Origin of the sequence: Micromonospora sp. WMMC250 (assembly GCF_027460215.1) — a bacterium.
Taxonomy (GTDB): domain Bacteria; phylum Actinomycetota; class Actinomycetes; order Mycobacteriales; family Micromonosporaceae; genus Micromonospora; species Micromonospora taraxaci.
This window is the reverse complement of record NZ_JAPZBJ010000002.1, coordinates 173,352-191,044: the sequence shown is the minus strand read 5'-3', so window position 1 is coordinate 191,044 and position 17,693 is coordinate 173,352. Positions and strand designations below refer to the sequence as shown.

Sequence of the window (17,693 nt, the reverse complement as noted above, 5' to 3'; positions counted from 1 at the left end):
GCCCTGCCCACCATCAAGAAGATCACCAGGAGGCGGCGCAATGAGTGACCCGATGGACGTCCTGGCCCCCGAGCACCGGCGGCTCCGGATCGGCGACGCCTGGCGCGACGCCGCGAGCGGAGCCACTTTCGCGGTCGAGGACCCGGCCACCGGCAAGACCATCGCCGAGGTGGCGGACGCCGACGTCGTCGACGGGCTCGCGGCTCTGGACGCGGCGAGCAAGGCAATGGCGGAGTGGGCTGCCACCCCGCCGCGGAAACGGTCGGAGTTGTTGTACGCGACGTACCGGGCACTGACCGGGCGATCCGAGGAGATCGCCCGGCTGATAACGCTCGAGATGGGCAAGCCGCTCGCCGAGGCTCGGGCGGAGGTGGGCTACGGCGCCGAGTTCTTCCGCTGGTTCGCCGAGGAGGCGGTGCGCGTCGAGGGGCGCTACAGCGCCGCTCCCGCAGGCGGATACCGGATCCTCACCGTGCCGAAGCCGGTCGGACCGTGCGTCTTCGTGACGCCCTGGAACTTTCCGTTGGCCATGGGCGCCCGCAAGATCGCCCCCGCGTTGGCCGCGGGCTGCACGACGATCACCAAGCCGGCGGGCCAGACGCCACTCACCATGCTGTTGCTGGCCCGCATCATGGAGGAGGTCGGTGTCCCCCCGGGCGTCGTCAACGTGGTGACCACCAAGCGTTCCGGCGCTGTGGTCTCCGCACTGCTCGCCGACGCTCGGACCCGCAAGCTCTCGTTCACCGGGTCGACCGAGGTCGGGCGCGTACTGCTCCGACAGGCTGCGGACAACGTGCTGCGTACCTCCATGGAGTTGGGCGGCAACGCGGCGTTGATCGTGTGTGCCGACGCTGACCTGGACGTCGCGCTCGACGGTGCGATGGTGGCCAAGATGCGCAACATCGGGGAGTCCTGCATCGCGGCCAACCGGATCTACGTCGAGGAGCCGGTGCGGGAGGAGTTCACGGCGCGCTTCGCCGAGCGGATGGCCGCGCTGTCGGTGGGCCATGGCCTCGACGACGGCGTGGACGTCGGGGCGTTGATCGACGAGGCCTCGGTCACCACGATCGCCGAGCTGGTCGCCGACGCGGTCGACCGCGGTGCCCGGGTCCTGGTGGGGGGCGAGCGTCCGGAGGGGCCGGGCCACTTCTACCCGCCCACCGTCCTCGTCGACGTACCCGAGGACGCGCGGATGTTGGAGACGGAGATCTTCGGCCCGGTGGCGCCGATCATCTCGTTCACGTCCGACGACGAGGTGATCGCGAAGGCCAACGACACCGAGCACGGCCTGGTCGGATACGTCTTCACCCGGGACCTCCAGCGGGCGCTTCGGTTCACCGAGGGGCTGGAGACGGGGATGGTCGGCATCAACCGTGGTCTCATATCGGACCCGTCAGCCCCGTTCGGAGGCGTGAAGCAGTCCGGGATCGGTAAGGAGGGGTCGCACGAGGGCATCCTCGAGTACCTCGACCTCACCTACGCGGCGATCGACCTGCCGTGACCGGCCTGTTGCCCCGGGCGTCCGCCCAGCACATCACCGCCGACGTTCCGGAGAGGCACTGCCATGCTTGAGACCGTCCGCGGACCACGCCAGCTGATCGTGGGCGAAGGGGTCGCGCAGAACATCCCACGAGTGGTGGCCGAGAGCGGGTCGCGCGTCCTCATCGTGACCGACCAGGTTCTCCTGGGGCAGCCGGGCGTGGCCGACATCGTGGCCGCCGTGCGGGAGAAGGTCGCTGTGGTCGAGGTGTTCTCCGACGCGACCCCGGACGTGCCACTCACCGACGTCGACCTGGCCGTCTCGGCCGCCGCCGCTGTGGACGCCGACGTGATCCTCGCCATCGGGGGTGGCACGGTGATCGACCTCGCCAAAATCGTCGGCGTCATCCGGCGTCACGGTGGGACGCCGCGCGACTACTACGGCGAGTCGAAGGTCCCGGGGCCGACGATTCCGCTCGTCGCGGTCCCGACGACGTCCGGCACCGGCTCCGAGCTCACACCCGTGTCGGTGTTGACCGACCCGGACCGCGAGCTGAAGGTGGGAGTCTCCAGCGTCCACATCGTGCCCGACTTCGCGATCGTCGACCCCGAACTCACGTACACCTGCCCGGCGACCGTCACCGCCCACTCCGGCATCGACGCGTTCTGCCACGCGGTGGAGAGCTACACCGCGCGACCCCGACCCCACGGACCGCGCGATCCGGTGGAGCAGGTCTTCCTCGGCCGCAACCCGATCACCGACCACTACGCGCTCCTGGCCGCGGAGCGGATCGCCCGCAGCCTGCGGCGTGCGGTCAGGGACGGAGGCGACACGGACGCCCGCGCGGACATGTCCTACGGGTCCATGCTCGCCGGGCTCGCCTTCTCCCATGCGGGCAACGCGGCCCCGCACGCACTCCAGTACCCCATCGGCGCAGCCACCCACACGCCGCACGGCCTGGGCGTCGGACTGCTCCTGCCCTACGCGCTGGACGCGGCCAAAGACGCCGTCGGCGACCGGTTGGCAGTGCTTGCCGGGGTGTGCGGTCTCGACGTGGCCGGAGCCTCGGATGCCGAGGCCGCAGACACGTTCCTCACCTGGCTCGACGGGCTCCTCGCCGACATCGGCATCCCTCCCACCCTGGCGGACATCGGCGTGACACGGGGCGACCTTCCGCGTTTCGCGGAGATGGCCAGTGGCGTCACCCGCCTGATCCAGAACCATCCGGGCCCGACCGACACCGCCAGCCTGACCGCGATCCTCGACGCGGCCTGGACCGGAGACCGGGCCCGACACGTGCTGTCCTGACGTCGAGCAGAGGTGGTGACCGACGCGCGGTGACGCCTCGACGCAGCGCGAAGCCCGACGTGGCGTACCTCCGTGGTGTCGGCCACTACAGTGGCCCCTCATGACCGTCCGTCCGCCTCTTGCCGAACAATTCGATCTGCGACCACACCCCGAAGGTGGGTGGTTCCGGGAAACCTATCGGTCCGCTGTCACGTTCGAGCCCGACGGCTACCCGGGCCGCCGTGCCGCCGCGACGGCGATCCTCTTCCTTCTGGAGCCGGGTGACTCGTCGGCCTGGCACACCGTGCGGTCGGACGAGATCTGGTTCTGGCACTCGGGCGGACCGCTGGCGCTGACCGTCGGCAGGGGCAGTCGACCCACGATCCTGAGTGCCGAGTGCCCGCAGGTCCTGGTCCCGGCAGGCGAGTGGCAGTCGGCGAAACCGGCGGGCGACAGGCACGTACTCGTCAGTTGCGTGGTGAGTCCGGGCTTCGATTTCGCCGACTTCACCATGCCGTGAGTGCCTGCCCGGGCGTGCGCTGAGCGCGCCGCGTCCACGAGCATCGGCCTCCTCACGCAGGAGAACGGTGCCACCGGAGGGGGTCGTCCTCCAACGCGGAACGGTCCCAGTTCCCGAGATCGGCGGCGGCCTCGTACGTGGTGCGGAGGAACTCGGCCACCGCGCGGTCGGGGTCCGGTGCGGCACGGGCGGCCTCGTAGGGCAGGAGGAACTGCTGGAACTCGGCGCTGTAGTACGCGCCGTCGGGACCCACCTGTCGCTCGGCGAACCCGTCCGGTGCCGGGTAGGCGTACGAGTAGAAGGCGCCTTCCTCGCCGCCGCCGGGCCAGAATCCGCAGCTGGACAGTTCGCGGGAGTAGCCCTCGACCATGACCCAATCCCCGCAGTTGGGCACGCCCCCGGGGTGTGGCGGGGCCGATCGACCGGAGAAGCGGGTGCAGGCGAGGTCCATCCCGCCCCAGAAGAAGTGCACCGGGCTGACCTTGCCCACGAAATGCGACCGGAACTCGCCGATCACCCGATTCGCCTGCAACAGCTGTCGCCAGAACAGGGCGGCCGCGTCTGCGTCGTAGGAGGCGTGCTCGTGGTCCTCGGCGAACGGGATCGCCGGGTCGACCTCGTTGGGGTACGGCCGGATCGGTGCCTCGATCCCGAGTTCGTCGAGCATGGCCATGACCCGCGAGTAGAACTCGGCGACCGGCATGGGCCGGAGCGCGACGCTCCGCGCGCCGCCGTCGCTGGTGCGTACGTCGAGCCGATGGCCGATGAAGTCGAACTCGAGCTCGAAGACTCCCGTGCCGTACGGGATGGCGGACGTCGTCAACCCGCGCGGGCTCACGTACAGGGGCACCTGCCACCAGTGGTTGAGAAACGGAGCGTGCGCCATGCGGATCTTGCCCACGATCTGGGTCCACATGTGCACCGTGTCGCGGGTGGCGGTCCAGTCCGAGACCCGCAGGCTCGGCCATGTCGTCGTCGTCAGGCTCGTCATCGCAACTCACAATCCTTGGTGCTGTCACCAGCGGGTGACAGACGTCGTTGTCGTGGCCGGTCGCCGCGTCAGCGGTACTCGGGGTTGGCGGCGTCCGGATGAACACCCGCCTCCCACGCCGTGCGCTGGTTGCCGTAGGCCGGGAATCCACCGGTGCGGCGCATCATCGACGCGAGGTGGAGCAGGTTGTAGGTCATGAACGCGGTATTGCGGTTGGTGAAGTCGTTCTCCGGCCCGCCGGAGCCCTCGTCGAGGTATGACGGCCCGGGGCCGACCTCGCCGAGCCAACCCGCGTCCGCCTGCGGCGGGACGGCGAAGCCGATGTGCTGCAAGCTGTAGAGGATGCTCATCGCGCAGTGCTTCAGGCCATCCTCGTTACCGGTGAGCAGGCAGCCCGCGACCCGACCGTAGTAAGCGTACTGGCCCTGCTCGTTGAGCACGCCGGAGTAGCCGTAGAGCCGCTCGATCACCCGACGGGTCACCGAACTGTTGTCGCCGAGCCAGATCGGCCCGGCGATGACCAGGATGTCGGCTGCGAGCACCCGGGGCAGCAGCGCGGGCCACTCGTCGGTGTCCGCTCCGTACTCGGTCATGTCGGGTCGGACGCCGGTGGCGATGTCGTGGTCGACGGCGCGAATCTGGTCCACGGCGACCCCGTTCGCCTCCATGATCGCCACACTGCGATCGACGACCCCCTGGGTGTGGCTACGCGCGGGGGAACGGTTCAGGGTGCAGTTGATGTACATAGCACGCAAACCGGTGAAATCTGGCTTCTCGATCGCCGATGCGGTCATGGGCGGGTCCTTCCTGGTTATCGGTCGCGCCCTCGGCCCGCCGGTCGGCTCAGCGTCCGTCGCACCCTGGCAGGGTCCGACGAAGCACCGTCCAGCTCCCGAGCGCGACGGCGCATCCGTTGGATCACTGTGGCGAGTGTCGTAGGTCGCGACCTGCGCCGAATCGGCTGGCCAACAGGTCGGCCACGGCGGACTGGATCAGCGCCTACGCGCTGAGCGCCCGCGAGACCGCCGCGATCGACGCGGGTGTGACGCGGCAATCGTGCGGTAACGACCCCAGTATTCGGCGCTCACCGTCGCACCAACAGTGACACCACGTCACACGTGACCGTGACACCACGCCACTGGCACCTCGGGCGCGTCCCCGCTGTCGTGAGGGACGCGTGCCCGTCGTGAACCGGACGGGCCGGCCGGTTGGGGGCACCTCGACCACGGGCCTTCGTGGGGCTCGGGCCGCGACGCACCGCGTTGACCCCACAGCACCCCGTAGTTAGCGTTAACACGCCCGTCCAGTTTGGAGTGATGCCCGCCCCGGTCAAGGAGGATCAATTGCGACTGCGACAGCCAAGACCACGTCCCGGGCGAAGTCGAAAGGGTAGAGGTGTCGCAGTGGCACTGGGTGCGCTTCTCTCGATCCCGATCGCGGCACCGCCCTCGTACGCCGCCGAGGAACAGCTCACCGAAGGCCTGGTGCACCACTTCGCCCTCGACGAAACCAGTGGGACGACGTTGGTCAACTCGGGTAGCGCGGGCGCGGCGGCGAACGCCAGGCTCGTGAATCCCGAGAAGGCGTCCTTGACCGGCGAAGGAGTCAGGTTCAACCCCGACTCCTACGAGAGCGCCCTCGACGGCGCGTACGTGGCGCTGCCGAACGACATCACCGCCGGCATGTCCAACCTCACCGTGGACTACGACGTGTGGGTCGACCCGGCGAACGTCGGCGAGCACCAGATGTGGGGTTTCGGCCGTAAGTCCGGCTCGTGTGACGTCGACACCGGCGCCGAGGGCTCCATCTTCGCGTCGAACACCCAGCGATTCCGCGTCGCGGTGGGTCCGACGAACCTCCAACAGAACCGGGTCCGCATGCTCGAGGGAGCGTGGACCCACGTCACCTACACCCAGTCGTTGAACTCGGACGGAGCGAGCTGGACCGGCAGGGTCTACCTCGACGGTGTGCTGCACGCGACGTCGACGAACCTGACCACGGCGCCGTCGGTGAACGCCGCGGGGACCAACTGCAACTTCCTCGGTCGCTCGCAGACATCGGGCCACTACTCGTTCCGCGGAACGATCCGGGACTTCCGGGTGTACGACCGGGCGGTGAGCCTCGACGAGACGCTCGCCCTGGCGGAGAAGACGGTCTCCGACGGCGTTCGCGCCGACGCCGCGGCCCTCGACCTCGGCCGGACCAGTGCTGTCGTACGCGACCTCGTCCTGCCCAAGGTGGGCTCCGTGGCGGGCTCGACCATCACGTGGACGAGTTCGGACCCGTCGGTCGTCGAGGTCAACACCCCGCCGGCCGTCCCCAGCGCGCGCAAGGTCGCGGTGACCGGCCGGATCACCCGGCCCGCACAGGGACAGCCCGACGCGACAGCCACGCTCACGGCGACTGTCCGCAAGGGCGCCCAGCAGGTCGTCACACGGGAGATCCCCGCGGTGGTGAAGGCCGAGTTCGACGATGCGCAGGCTGTCGACCGGGACGCCTTCGACCTGACAGTGGACGGCACCGAAGGCGTACGCGGCAACCTCGACCTCGCCGCCGAGGGCGAGTTCGGGTCCACCATCACCTGGACGTCGACCACCAGCCTCGTCACCCCGACGGGCGAGGTCAGCCGCCCGGCCTTCGGCCGCGCGGACGTCGCCGCCACCCTGACGGCGACCATCACCAAGGGTAAGGCGTCGCAGAAGAAGTCGTTCCCGGTGACCATCACCGCCCTGCCGCGCTCGGAGGAGTACGAGCGGTACTTCATGGGGTACTTCAAGGGGGAGGGAATCGCCGACGGCGAGCAGATCATGTTCGCCACGTCCAACGGAAACACCGCCCTGGACTGGACCGGTCTGACCGGAGGACGGCCGTCACTCATCTCCCAGCTGGGCGACCAGGGGCTTCGTGACCCGCACATCGTCCGCTCCCCCGACGGTGACACGTTCTACATGATCGCCACCGACCTGAACTGGTACGACCAGGGCGGGTACGCCATCAACGACACCCAGTACATCGAGGTGTTCGAGTCGCACGACCTGGTGAACTGGACCCCGCAGCGACACGTGAAGGTCGCGCCCGACAACGCGGGCAACGCCTTCGCGCCGGAGTCGCTGTGGGTCGAGGAGATCGGTGCGTACGTCGTGTTCTGGGCGCAGTCGCTGTGGAACGACCCGGTGAACCGCACGGGTCAGGGCAACGCGCAGATGTGGTACGCCACGACGCGCGACTTCCAGACGTTCTCCGCCCCCAAGGTGTGGCAGGACCCGGCCCCGCTGTCGCGGATCGACACGACCGCGATCCGGGTCGGCGACTACTACTACCGGGTGACCAAGAACGAGGCGGGCAACCAGGGCTCGGACATCTTCTCCGAGAAGCACACCGACTTCCTGGACAGCGACATCGACAACTGGAGGCTTGTCGCGCCGGCTCTGGGGCGTACGACGTGGGTCGCCAACCAGGGGTACGAGGGACCTGTCATCTTCAAGGCCAACCCCGGTGACACCTCCTGCCCCGGCCAGTTCTACCTCTGGGGTGACAGGTACACCAACGGCGGGGGTTACCAGGCGGCGTGCCACGAGAACATCGAGGCTCCGACCTGGAACGCCAAGGCGATCACGATGACCAACGCGGGTGTCGTGCGTCCGCGGCACGGCACGGTGATCCCGCTGACCGTGCGCGAGTGGAACGACATCCGGGGGATCCCGAACAGCGACGTCACGACCACCACCGAGGTGGCTGTCGAGCCGTACGCGGGCGGGGCCCAGACGACCACTGCCACCGTGACGGTCGCGGCAGCCGACGGGTTCGAGACCGGCGGTCAGGTACGGGTCAGCATCGGCTCGTGGTCGACGCTCGCCTATCTGAGCGACGGTGCGGCCACCGTCACGCTGCCGACGGGTCTGCCCGCGGGTGCCCGGACGGTCAAGGCCGAGTACCTCGGCTTCGACTACCTGAAGGCGTCGGAGGGCACGGCGTCGTTCGAGGTGCCCTCCGGACCGGCCGCCGTCAAGGTCAAGGCGAAGGCCACGCCGGCGTCGGTTGTCCGCGGGGACACGTTCAGGTTGACCGTGACGGTCGGGCCGGCCGGCGGGCCGAAGCAGCACGCTCCGACCCCGACCGGCGAGGTCACCGTCACCTTCGGTGGCACCGTGCACGTCGTGCCACTGGCGCACGGTAAGGCGGTCGTCGACCTGCAGACCGCCGATCTGCGGCCTGGGGCCTACCGGGTCCACGTCGCCTACTCCGGCAACCCGACCTACCAGCCCCACGCCGCCGACTACCAGAAGTTGACGGTACGGAAGGCACCGTAGGCATCCGAGGAGACGCCCCGCAGCGGTGGGCGGGCGAGATCGATCTCGCCCGCCCACGGTGTCGGCGGTGCGGCGTCGGCAGCCCCGGCTCGGCCGGCCGATCCGTTCCACGGCCCCGGTGACGGCGGCCGATCCCCCACGCCTGGGACCCGGACCGGCCGAGCCGCCCGGGGCGATTCGACGATCGTCAGGGCAGACTGCGGCGCAGGATGTAGTTGAGGCCGAACTCCGTCTCGGTGGAGCGGACGTCGAGGTAGCCGAGCCGACGGTAGAAGTCGTGCCCGGTGATGCTAGCTCCGGTCTCCATGTGGTCGTAGCCGTCGATTGCCGCCAGCGCCTCGACGTGGCGCATGAGGAGTCGCCCGGTGCCCCGACGGGCGACCCGAGGATGCACGAACATCGTGTAGACCTTGTTGCCGTCGCGGGAGACGGTGCCGACGATCCCGTCCTCCTCTGCGACGAACATCTGTCGTCGGATCGCGAGTTCCGTCACGCGCTGCTCGGTGAAGTGGTCGCACATCCGCTCGACGACCTCGCTCGGATAGTCGCGGCTGTTGACCTCACGCAGGCAGCGTTCGATGAGGTCCGCCACGGCCGGCGCATCGGCGCTGTCGAACGGTCTTATCGTCACCATCGATCCATCCTGCCTGCTGTCGCTCCGCGATACCGGGCGGGGCAGCGGTGATTCGCGGAACGGTCGGCAGCCCGACGATCAGCGCAGGTCGATCCCGGCATCCGGTGACGCGTGCGGCCGACAGGTGCCGCCCCGGACGTCCCAGCGCCTGAAACCCTACTTGACACATAGGGATTGTGGGTTAGCGTCGTATCTGTGACCAGCCAACACACCCTGCTTCAGGGCACCGCAATCGCGGTGTCGCGGGGATGCTGCCGTGGCTGGACCGCCGCCTGCGGCTGCTGCCGCTGAGCCCGCGCTCCCCTCTCTCTCCACTCGCGCCGCCGGCTCGACGATGACCGGCAGCCGACTCCTCGCACCGATCGACGGTTGCTCGCCGCCACCGCGTCCACGCGCACTCGTGGCGGCGCCCACCTGTCTTCGTCAGACCAGGAGGACAGCCATGACAGTCACCGCCGAACCCGTGACTCCGGTCGACCCGCACATGTTCCGCGCCCTTCTGCGCCGGCACGCCGCCGCAGTCGCGGTGATCACCGCCGCGGGCGAGCCACCCGTCGGGTTCACCGTCACGTCGCTGACGTCCGTGTCGCTACGCCCATCGCTGGTGTCGTTCTGCCTGGCCCGATCGTCGTCGAGCTGGCCGACGATCGCCGCGGCGGAGCATGTCGCGGTGCACCTGCTCGGTGCGCACCAGGAGGACGTCGCGCGGACCTTCGCGACGAGCGGCATCGACCGCTTCGCCGCACATCCCGCATGGCGGTACGGGCCGCACCGGGTGCCGCTGCTGGACGAGCCGGTCGCGTGGCTCCTGTGTCGCGTCACCCAACGGGTGCCCGCGGGCGACCACGCCATCGTGATCGCCGAGCCCGTGATCGCCAGTCACGGCGACGGTGCGCCTCTGCTCTACCACATGGGGCGTTACGCCGCCCTGCAACCAGCGACGAAGGAGTTGTAAGTGACCTCACCATCCCTCCTGGACCGTCGGGCGATCCTGTCCGCCGCCCTCGGCGCGGTCACCCTGGGCCTGACCGCCTGCGCCGGCGACGAGACACCCGTCGCGGCGTTGGCCGCCGGCGCGCCGCTGCCGCAGGCCGTCCCGAACGGCACCAAGCTCGTCGTCGGAGACAAGGAGCACCAGAAGGCGATCGAGTTCTCCGGCGAGGCGGACAGATTCAGCTTCGAGGTGGAGTGGGCGAACATCAGCGGCGGCCCGCAGACCCTGGAGGCGTTCCGCGCGAAGGCGCTGGACGTCGGGGCGGTGGCAGACATCCCGCCGATCCACTCGCACTGGACGGGTATCCCCACGAAGATCGTTGCCTCGAAGTTCCGTAAGGACCCACTCGACCACGCCATCTACCGGCTCGGCATCGCGCCCGGCGTCACGGTCGCCTCCCTCGCTGACCTGCGAGGGAAGAAGATCGCGTACAGCCCGGGGCAGGCGCAGGGAGCGCTGGTACTGCGAGTGCTCCACAAGGCCGGCCTCACCAAGAAGGACGTCAAGCTGGTCGAGCTGCCGAGCACCGGCGACGTCTACGCCACCGCGCTCGCCAGCCGCCAGGTGGAGGTCGCGCCGATCGGCGGCGTGCAGATCAAGCGGTACGAGACCAAGTACAGCCGGGACGGCGCCACGACGGTCGCGCACGGGCTGCGCGACGACCCCGGTCACCTCTACGCCCCCGTCACCGTGCTCGGTGATCCGGCGAAGGCGGCCGCGATCCGGGAGTACGCCCAGGCGTGGGCACGGGCCTGGCGGTGGCGCGAGGCCAATCCGGACGAGTGGATCGAGCGGTACTACGTCAAGGACCAGGGCCTGACCGTCGACGACGGCAGATGGCTGGTCCAGAACGGCGGCGTGGCCGACATCCCGGCGAGCTGGACGGAGGCCATCGCCCGGCACCAGGAGACCATCGACCTGCTCGCCAAGGAGACCGGCAACAAGCCCCTCACGGCCGAGGACCTGTACGACCGACGGTACGAGTCGGTCGGCGCGCAGGCACTGACTGCCGGAGGTGCTCAGTGACCGTCTCGGCACCGACCCGACCATCATCGACCCCCGCGGTTGTCGCCGGCCGGCCACGACGTCGGCTCAAGCCGGGCCGCCCCATCCCGTTCGGGTCGGCGGTCGGTCCGATCCTGCTGCTGGTGGTGTGGGCGGCCGGCTCGGCGGCCGGTTGGATCGACAGTCGTACTCTGTCGGCGCCCTGGACCGTGGTGAGTACGGCGGGCGACCTCATCGCCAACGGCCGGTTGCAGGACAACCTGGTCATCTCCGCCCAACGGGCGGGCCTGGGGCTGGCCATCGGCACCGCCATCGGCACGATGCTGGCCGTGCTCGCCGGTCTGAGCCGGTGGGGCGAGGCCGTCCTCGACGGCCCGATCCAGATCAAGCGGGCCATCCCCGCTCTCGCGCTGATCCCGTTGCTCGTCCTCTGGTTCGGCATCGGCGAGCAGATGAAGGTCATCACCATCACGCTGGGCGTGTTCGTTCCCGTCTACATACATACCCACAACGGGCTGCGCACCATCGACAGCCGGTACGTCGAGCTGGGCGAGTCGCTACGGCTGCGGCGTACCGCGTTCATCCGCCGGATTGTGCTGCCCGGCGCGCTACCCGGTTTCCTGCTCGGCATGCGGTTCGCGGTCGTCGGGGCATGGCTGTCCCTGGTGGTCGTCGAGCAGATCAACTCCACCAGCGGCATCGGCTACATGATGGAACTGGCCCGTGAGTACGGCCAGACCGACGTGATCATTGTCGGACTCGTGCTGTACGGCCTGCTCGGGTTGTTGTCCGACGGCGCGGTTCGCCTTGCCCAGAGGAGGGCGCTGTCGTGGCGACGCACGCTGGCGGACTGACCGCATCTCGCGCCGTACGGGTGCACGGTCTGGCGCGAGGGTTCGGGGACCGGGTGGTCCTCGACGGATTCGACCTGGAGATCGGCACCGGCGAGTTCGTGGCGCTGTTGGGGCGCAGCGGCTCGGGCAAGAGCACCCTGCTACGGGCGCTCGCCGGCCTGGACGGCGAGGCCACCGGCTCGGGCCTGGTCGACGTACCGGAGAACTCGTCCGTCGTCTTCCAGGACGCCCGACTTCTGCCCTGGCAGCGCGTGCTGGACAACGTCGTCCTCGGCCTGCGCGGGCCGGACGCCGGCGAGCGCGGCCGGGCGGCGCTCGCCGAGGTGGGTCTTGCCGGACGCGAGCGGGCCTGGCCCAGTGAGCTGTCCGGCGGCGAACAGCAACGCGTGGCACTGGCCCGCGCACTGGTGTCCGAGCCGTACCTGCTGCTCGCCGACGAGCCGTTCGGCGCGCTGGACGCGCTGACCCGACTGCGCATGCACGGCCTGTTGCGCGAGCTGTGCGCCCGGCACCGGCCCACGGTGCTGCTCGTCACCCACGACGTCGACGAGGCCATCACGCTGGCCGACCGCGTACTGCTGCTGGACAGCGGCCGGATCGCCGTCGACCTCGCCATCGACCTGCCCACGCCGAGGTCGTACCGACAGCCGCAGTTCCTCGCGTACCGCGAAACCCTGCTACGGGCGCTCGGCGTCGACCCGACGGAAGGATGACCATGCTGCACCTCAACGCATTCCTCATGGGTGTCGGCCACCACGAGGCGGCCTGGCGGCTGCCGGAGAGCGATCCGTTCGCGCAGACCGACGTCGAACACTTCACGCGCCTGGCCCGCATCGCCGAGCGCGGCAAGCTCGACTCGTTGTTCCTCGCCGACAGCCCGGTGCTCTGGAACAGCATCGGTCGACGGCCGGGCGGCACGCTGGAACCGACAGTGCTGCTCACCGCCCTGGCCGGAGCGACGCGCCACATCGGGCTCATCGCGACGGCGTCGACGACGTACAACGAGCCGTTCAACCTGGCCCGCCGCTTCGCGTCGCTGGACCACATCAGCGGCGGCCGGGCCGGCTGGAACATCGTCACCACCGCCGGCGAGAAGGCGGCCCGGAACTTCAACCTCGACGATCTGCCCGCGCACCGGGACCGGTACGAACGGGCCGCCGAGTTCATCGAGGTGTCCCAGAAGCTCTGGGACAGTTGGGACGACACCGCGCCGCTGGGCGACAAGGACGCCGGACGGTGGGGCGACGACGAGCTGCTCTACCCACCGGAGCACTCGGGGCGGTACTTCAAGGTGGCCGGACCGCTCAACGTCCCCCGCTCACCGCAGGGCTATCCGCTGCTGGTGCAGGCCGGGTCGTCCGAGGACGGCAAGGACCTGGCCGCGCGCTACGCGGAGGCCGTGTTCACCGCGCAGCAGACACTCGGCGAGGCGCAGGCGTTCTACCGCGATCTCAAGCGGCGTGCCGCGCAGGTCGGCCGTGACCCGGACAACATCAAGATCCTTCCGGGCATCGTGCCGGCCATCGGTGCCACCGAGGCCGAGGCCCACGCACTGGAGGAGGAGCTGGACCGGTTGATCAAACCGGAGTACGCCCGGCAGCAGCTCGCCGCGACGTTGCGGGTCGCCCCGGAAGACCTCGACCTGGACAGGGAACTGCCCGCCGACCTGCCGAGCGAGGACGAGATCGAGGGTGCCAAGAGCCGGTACACGCTGATCGTCACCCTGGCCCGGCGCGAACGCCTGACCGTCCGCCAACTCATCGGCAGGCTCGGCGGCGGGCGCGGGCACCGCACCTTCGCCGGCACACCGGAGCAGGTCGCCGACGCCATCGAGCAGTGGTATCGCGAAGGCGCGGCGGACGGCTTCAACATCATGCCTCCCGTGCTCCCGTCCGGGCTGGAGACGTTCGTCGACCACGTCGTGCCGATCCTGCGACGCCGCAACCTGTTCCGCACCGAGTACACCGGGACCACCCTGCGCGAGCACTACGGGTTGGCCCGACCGACCAACCAGTTCACGCGGCAGCTCACCACCGCGTCCCGCTGACCCACCACCAAGGAGAAGTCATGGTCGACCAACGGCCCTTCGGCCGCACCGGCGTCCGCATCAGCTCCCTGACCCTGGGCGCGATGAACTTCGGGCAACGGGGCAACCCGGACCACGAGGACGGCATCCGGATCATCCACCGGGCCCTCGACGAGGGCATCAACGCCATCGACACCGCTGACGTCTACTCCCACGGCGAGTCGGAGGAGATCGTCGGCAAGGCCCTCGCGGGCGGGCGGCGCGACGACGTCTTCCTGGCCACCAAATTCCACGGGCAGGTCGGTGACAACCCGCAGCACCGCGGCAACTCCCGCCGCTGGATCGTCCGATCGGTCGAGAACAGCCTGCGCCGGCTGGGCACCGAGTGGATCGACCTCTACCAGGCACACCGGCCGGAGCCGGACACCGCCTTCGACGAGACCCTGGGCGCGCTCACCGACCTGGTGCGCCAGGGCAAGATCCGCTACATCGGCACGTCCACGTTCGCGCCGTCCGCCATGGTGGAGGGCCAGTGGATCGCGGAACGGCGCGGGCGCGAGCGCGTCGTCAGCGAGCAGCCGCCGTACTCCATCCTGGCCCGCGAGGTCGAGCGGGAGGTGCTACCGGTGGCCCAGCGGTACGGGTTGGCCGTGATCCCGTGGAGCCCACTCGCCGGCGGGTGGCTCTCCGGGCGCTACCACGGCGGGCTCGACGCCCCGATCTCCCGCCGGGCCGACCGGTTGCCGGCCCGGTTCGACCCGACAGTGCCCGCCAACGCCGCCAAGCTGACCGCCGTCGACCAGCTCGCCGCCCTCGCCGACGAGGCCGGGCTGTCCCTCATCCACCTGGCGATCGCCTTCGTCCTGGAACACCCGGCCGTCACCTCGGCGATCATCGGACCGCGCACCCTTGCCCACCTGGAGTCGCAGCTCGGCGCCGCCAAGGTGACGCTCTCCCGCGACGTGCTCGACCGCATCGACGCCATCGTCCCGCCCGGTTCCACCCTGAACCCCGCCGACGCCGGCTACCAGCCGCCGTCGTTGACCGACCCGGCGCGCCGCCGGCGCGGCGGGACGACGCCACACGTCGCCGGACCGGCCCGGTGAGCAGCCGAAGCGCGCCGCCGTCCGTCCGCTCTCACCCTTCCCCCGCGAGGAGTCACCCCACCATGACCCTGTCGAACCGCCGCCGATGGCGCCGCAGCGTGGCGGTCATCGCCGCCGCCGTCCTGGCGGCCGGCCTGCCCGCCGCGCCGGCCTCCGCCACCACCACGACCGACACCGCTCTCGAGTGGTACGACGCCACCGCGACCGCCGTCGCCACCGGCACCCGGCCACAGGTCACCAACAACCGCGCGTGGGCCATCAGCTGGCTCGCCGCCGCCCGCGCCGCCCGCACCGCGCCCGCCGGGAACCCGCGCCACTATCGGGACGCCGCGCTCGCGTCCGCCGTCCACACCGCGCTGAGCACCCTGATACCCGAGGGCGCTGCCGCGCTCGACACGGCACTGCGGACCACACTGGACCGAATCCCCCACGGGCGGGCCAAGGACCGCGGCGTGGCCATCGGCAGCGCCGAAGCACGCGCGCTGCTGGCCCAGCGGGCGAACGACGGGTTCGACCCCGCGTCGGTCAATCCGGCGTATCCGAACCCCGAACCGGGTCCGGGCAACTGGCAGCCCACCCCACCGAGTTTCTCCCCCGCTCAGCAGGCCGGAACCCGCTTCGCCCGGCCGTTCCTGCTCGACCGCCCGGACCGGTACCGGCCCGGTCCACCGCCCGCACTGAACTCGGAGCGCTACCGGGCTGACCTCGCCGAGGTCCGGGCGTTCGGGGCGGTGGACAGCGCCGTACGCACACCGCAGCAGACCGACACGGCGACCTTCTGGCTCGGCTCCTCTCTGACCCTCTACACCGGGATCCTGCGCGCCGCCCTCGCGCAGTCCACCGGATCGGTCGCCGAGCGGGCGAGCCTCGTGGCCATCTTCCACGTCGCGCTCGTCGACACCCAGATCGCCACCTCCGACGCCAAGTACACCCACCTCCGCTGGCGACCGGTCACCGCCATCCAGGCCGACGCCGGCGGTGATCCGACCTGGACGCCGCTGCACACCACGCCCGCGCACCCGGACTACCCGAGCGGGCACAACACCTACTCCGGCGCCGCCGAGCAGGTGCTCACCGCCCTGCTCGGACCGAAGGCCCGCAAGGCGTACAGCATCACCAGCCCGAGCCAGCCCGGCGCCACCCGGACCTACCGCGACTGGCAGCGACCCACCAGGGAGAACGTCGACGCCCGGGTGTGGTCGGGCATCCACACCCGTACCGCGGACGAGGTGGGCGTCCGACTCGGCCGCGACGTGGCCGCGCACACGCTGCGCAACGCACCACGGCTGTTCCGCTGACCACATCCACCGGGGCGGGGCGGCCATCGTCGCTCCGCCCCCGAAGCGGGGAGACCCTCTGATGAACCTCGAGTTCCTCTGGTACATCCCGAACCAGGTCAAGCCGGGTCATCGCGGCGACGACGTCGTCGACGGCCACAACAGCCTGGACACCCTCACCCGGCAGGCACAGGCGCTGGAGGAGCACGGGTGGGGCGGCGCGCTCATCGGGACCGGCTGGGGCCGACCGGACACCTTCACTGTGGCTACCGCCCTCGCCGCCCGGACGACCACGTTCCAGCCCCTGATCGCGGTCCGACCCGGCTACTGGCGGCCTGCCAACTTCGCCTCCGCCGCCGCGACACTCGACCACCTCAGCCAGGGCCGAACGCTGATCAACATCGTCTCGGGCACTGACGACCTGGCCGCATACGGCGACGGGGAGAGCGACCCGGCCCACCGCTACGCCCGCACGAAGGAGTTCCTCCAGATCGTGCGCCGGCTGTGGACCCAGGAGAGCGTCACCTACCAGGGCGAGCACTTCTCCGTCACCGGCTCCACCCTGCCGCTACGACCAGTCGTCCGAGGCGGACGTCACCACCCCCGGCTCTACTTCGGCGGCGCCTCCCCCGCCGCCGAGGAGGTGGCCGCCACCGAGGCCGACGTCCAGCTCTTCTGGGGCGAGCCACTCGACGGCGTGGCCGGTCGTATCGAACGGCTCAGGCAGCTCAGCGACAAGCTGGGACGCGAGCACGCTCCGCTGGAATTCGGGCTGCGGGTCACCACGCTGGTGCGAGAGACCACCGAACAAGCCTGGGCCGATGCCGAGGCCAAGGTCGCCGCCATGGCCAAGGGCAACGGAGCCGCACGCGACCAGACCTGGCGGACCGCCGTCGGTCAGCGACGGCTGCTCGACCTCGCCGCACGTGGAGAGGTCCTCGACGACAACCTCTACACCACGCCCGGCAAGGTCGGTGGCGGCGGAGCGGGCACCACCTGGCTCGTCGGCTGCGCCGAGGACGTGGCGAACTCGCTGCGCAAGTACCAGCGGCTCGGCATCACCCACTTCGTTCTCTCCGACACCCCCTACCTCGCCGAGATCACGCGACAGGGTGACCAGCTTCTGCCGCTGCTGCGCGCCACAGGACAGCCGGACACCGACGTTTCGTCTGTCGACGCGGGCACGGCCGCCGCACGGTGACCAAGACG

At 70.2% G+C, this 17,693-nt stretch carries 15 protein-coding genes; 12 read left to right on the top strand and 3 right to left on the bottom strand.

Annotated features, from left to right (window positions below):
• Positions 1-40 precede the first annotated feature (40 nt).
• From O3438_RS01055 to O3438_RS01045, 3 genes are all read left to right on the top strand, one after another.
• Positions 41-1,501 carry an NAD-dependent succinate-semialdehyde dehydrogenase gene (locus O3438_RS01055; protein WP_269678093.1) on the top strand — a complete coding sequence of 487 codons (1,461 nt, stop codon included), beginning with the start codon at positions 41-43 and terminating at the stop codon, positions 1,499-1,501.
• Between the two features lie 63 nt (positions 1,502-1,564).
• The gene (locus O3438_RS01050) at positions 1,565-2,788 is read left to right on the top strand and encodes an iron-containing alcohol dehydrogenase (protein ID WP_269678092.1); all 1,224 of its coding nucleotides are present in this window, start codon (positions 1,565-1,567) and stop codon (positions 2,786-2,788) included.
• A 100-nt stretch (positions 2,789-2,888) separates the two neighbouring features.
• Positions 2,889-3,287, top strand: coding sequence for a cupin domain-containing protein (locus tag O3438_RS01045; RefSeq protein ID WP_269678091.1), 399 nt, complete (start codon positions 2,889-2,891; stop codon positions 3,285-3,287).
• Positions 3,288-3,339: 52 nt separating this feature from the next.
• Here the strand turns inward: O3438_RS01045 and O3438_RS01040 are convergent, their stop codons facing one another.
• Both O3438_RS01040 and O3438_RS01035 read right to left on the bottom strand, forming a co-directional pair.
• Complete coding sequence (locus O3438_RS01040; protein ID WP_269678090.1) at positions 3,340-4,278, bottom strand: DUF5996 family protein; 939 nt, start codon at positions 4,276-4,278, stop codon at positions 3,340-3,342.
• Positions 4,279-4,346: 68 nt separating this feature from the next.
• Positions 4,347-5,072 (bottom strand): flavodoxin family protein, encoded by a 726-nt coding sequence (locus O3438_RS01035; protein WP_269678089.1) that lies wholly within the window; start codon positions 5,070-5,072, stop codon positions 4,347-4,349.
• A 609-nt stretch (positions 5,073-5,681) separates the two neighbouring features.
• Here O3438_RS01035 and O3438_RS01030 point away from each other — a divergent pair.
• The gene (locus O3438_RS01030) at positions 5,682-8,588 is read left to right on the top strand and encodes an immunoglobulin-like domain-containing protein (RefSeq protein ID WP_269678088.1); all 2,907 of its coding nucleotides are present in this window, start codon (positions 5,682-5,684) and stop codon (positions 8,586-8,588) included.
• Between the two features lie 187 nt (positions 8,589-8,775).
• Here O3438_RS01030 and O3438_RS01025 read toward each other — a convergent pair whose 3' ends face one another.
• Positions 8,776-9,222 carry a GNAT family N-acetyltransferase gene (locus tag O3438_RS01025; RefSeq protein ID WP_269678087.1) on the bottom strand — a complete coding sequence of 149 codons (447 nt, stop codon included), beginning with the start codon at positions 9,220-9,222 and terminating at the stop codon, positions 8,776-8,778.
• Between the two features lie 442 nt (positions 9,223-9,664).
• Here O3438_RS01025 and O3438_RS01020 point away from each other — a divergent pair, with 442 nt between their 5' ends.
• The 8 genes from O3438_RS01020 to O3438_RS00985 all read left to right on the top strand — a co-directional run bounded on the left by O3438_RS01020 (position 9,665) and on the right by O3438_RS00985 (position 17,685).
• The gene (locus O3438_RS01020) at positions 9,665-10,177 is read left to right on the top strand and encodes a flavin reductase family protein (RefSeq protein ID WP_269678086.1); all 513 of its coding nucleotides are present in this window, start codon (positions 9,665-9,667) and stop codon (positions 10,175-10,177) included.
• The gene (locus tag O3438_RS01015) at positions 10,178-11,242 is read left to right on the top strand and encodes an ABC transporter substrate-binding protein (RefSeq protein WP_269678085.1); all 1,065 of its coding nucleotides are present in this window, start codon (positions 10,178-10,180) and stop codon (positions 11,240-11,242) included.
• Positions 11,239-12,075, top strand: a complete 837-nt coding sequence (locus tag O3438_RS01010; protein WP_269678084.1) for an ABC transporter permease — start codon at positions 11,239-11,241, stop codon at positions 12,073-12,075. Before O3438_RS01015 ends, O3438_RS01010 begins: the two co-directional genes overlap by 4 nt.
• Positions 12,051-12,788, top strand: a complete 738-nt coding sequence (locus O3438_RS01005; RefSeq protein WP_269678083.1) for an ABC transporter ATP-binding protein — start codon at positions 12,051-12,053, stop codon at positions 12,786-12,788. Before O3438_RS01010 ends, O3438_RS01005 begins: the two co-directional genes overlap by 25 nt.
• Positions 12,789-12,790: 2 nt before the next feature.
• Complete coding sequence (locus O3438_RS01000; RefSeq protein WP_269678082.1) at positions 12,791-14,122, top strand: LLM class flavin-dependent oxidoreductase; 1,332 nt, start codon at positions 12,791-12,793, stop codon at positions 14,120-14,122.
• Positions 14,123-14,142: 20 nt separating this feature from the next.
• Entirely contained in the window at positions 14,143-15,207 is a 1,065-nt protein-coding gene (locus O3438_RS00995) for an aldo/keto reductase (RefSeq protein WP_269678081.1), read from the top strand.
• Between the two features lie 62 nt (positions 15,208-15,269).
• Complete coding sequence (locus tag O3438_RS00990) at positions 15,270-16,505, top strand: vanadium-dependent haloperoxidase (RefSeq protein ID WP_269678080.1); 1,236 nt, start codon at positions 15,270-15,272, stop codon at positions 16,503-16,505.
• 61 nt (positions 16,506-16,566) lie between these two features.
• Entirely contained in the window at positions 16,567-17,685 is a 1,119-nt protein-coding gene (locus O3438_RS00985) for an LLM class flavin-dependent oxidoreductase (protein ID WP_269678079.1), read from the top strand.
• The last annotated feature ends 8 nt before the right edge of the window (positions 17,686-17,693 follow it).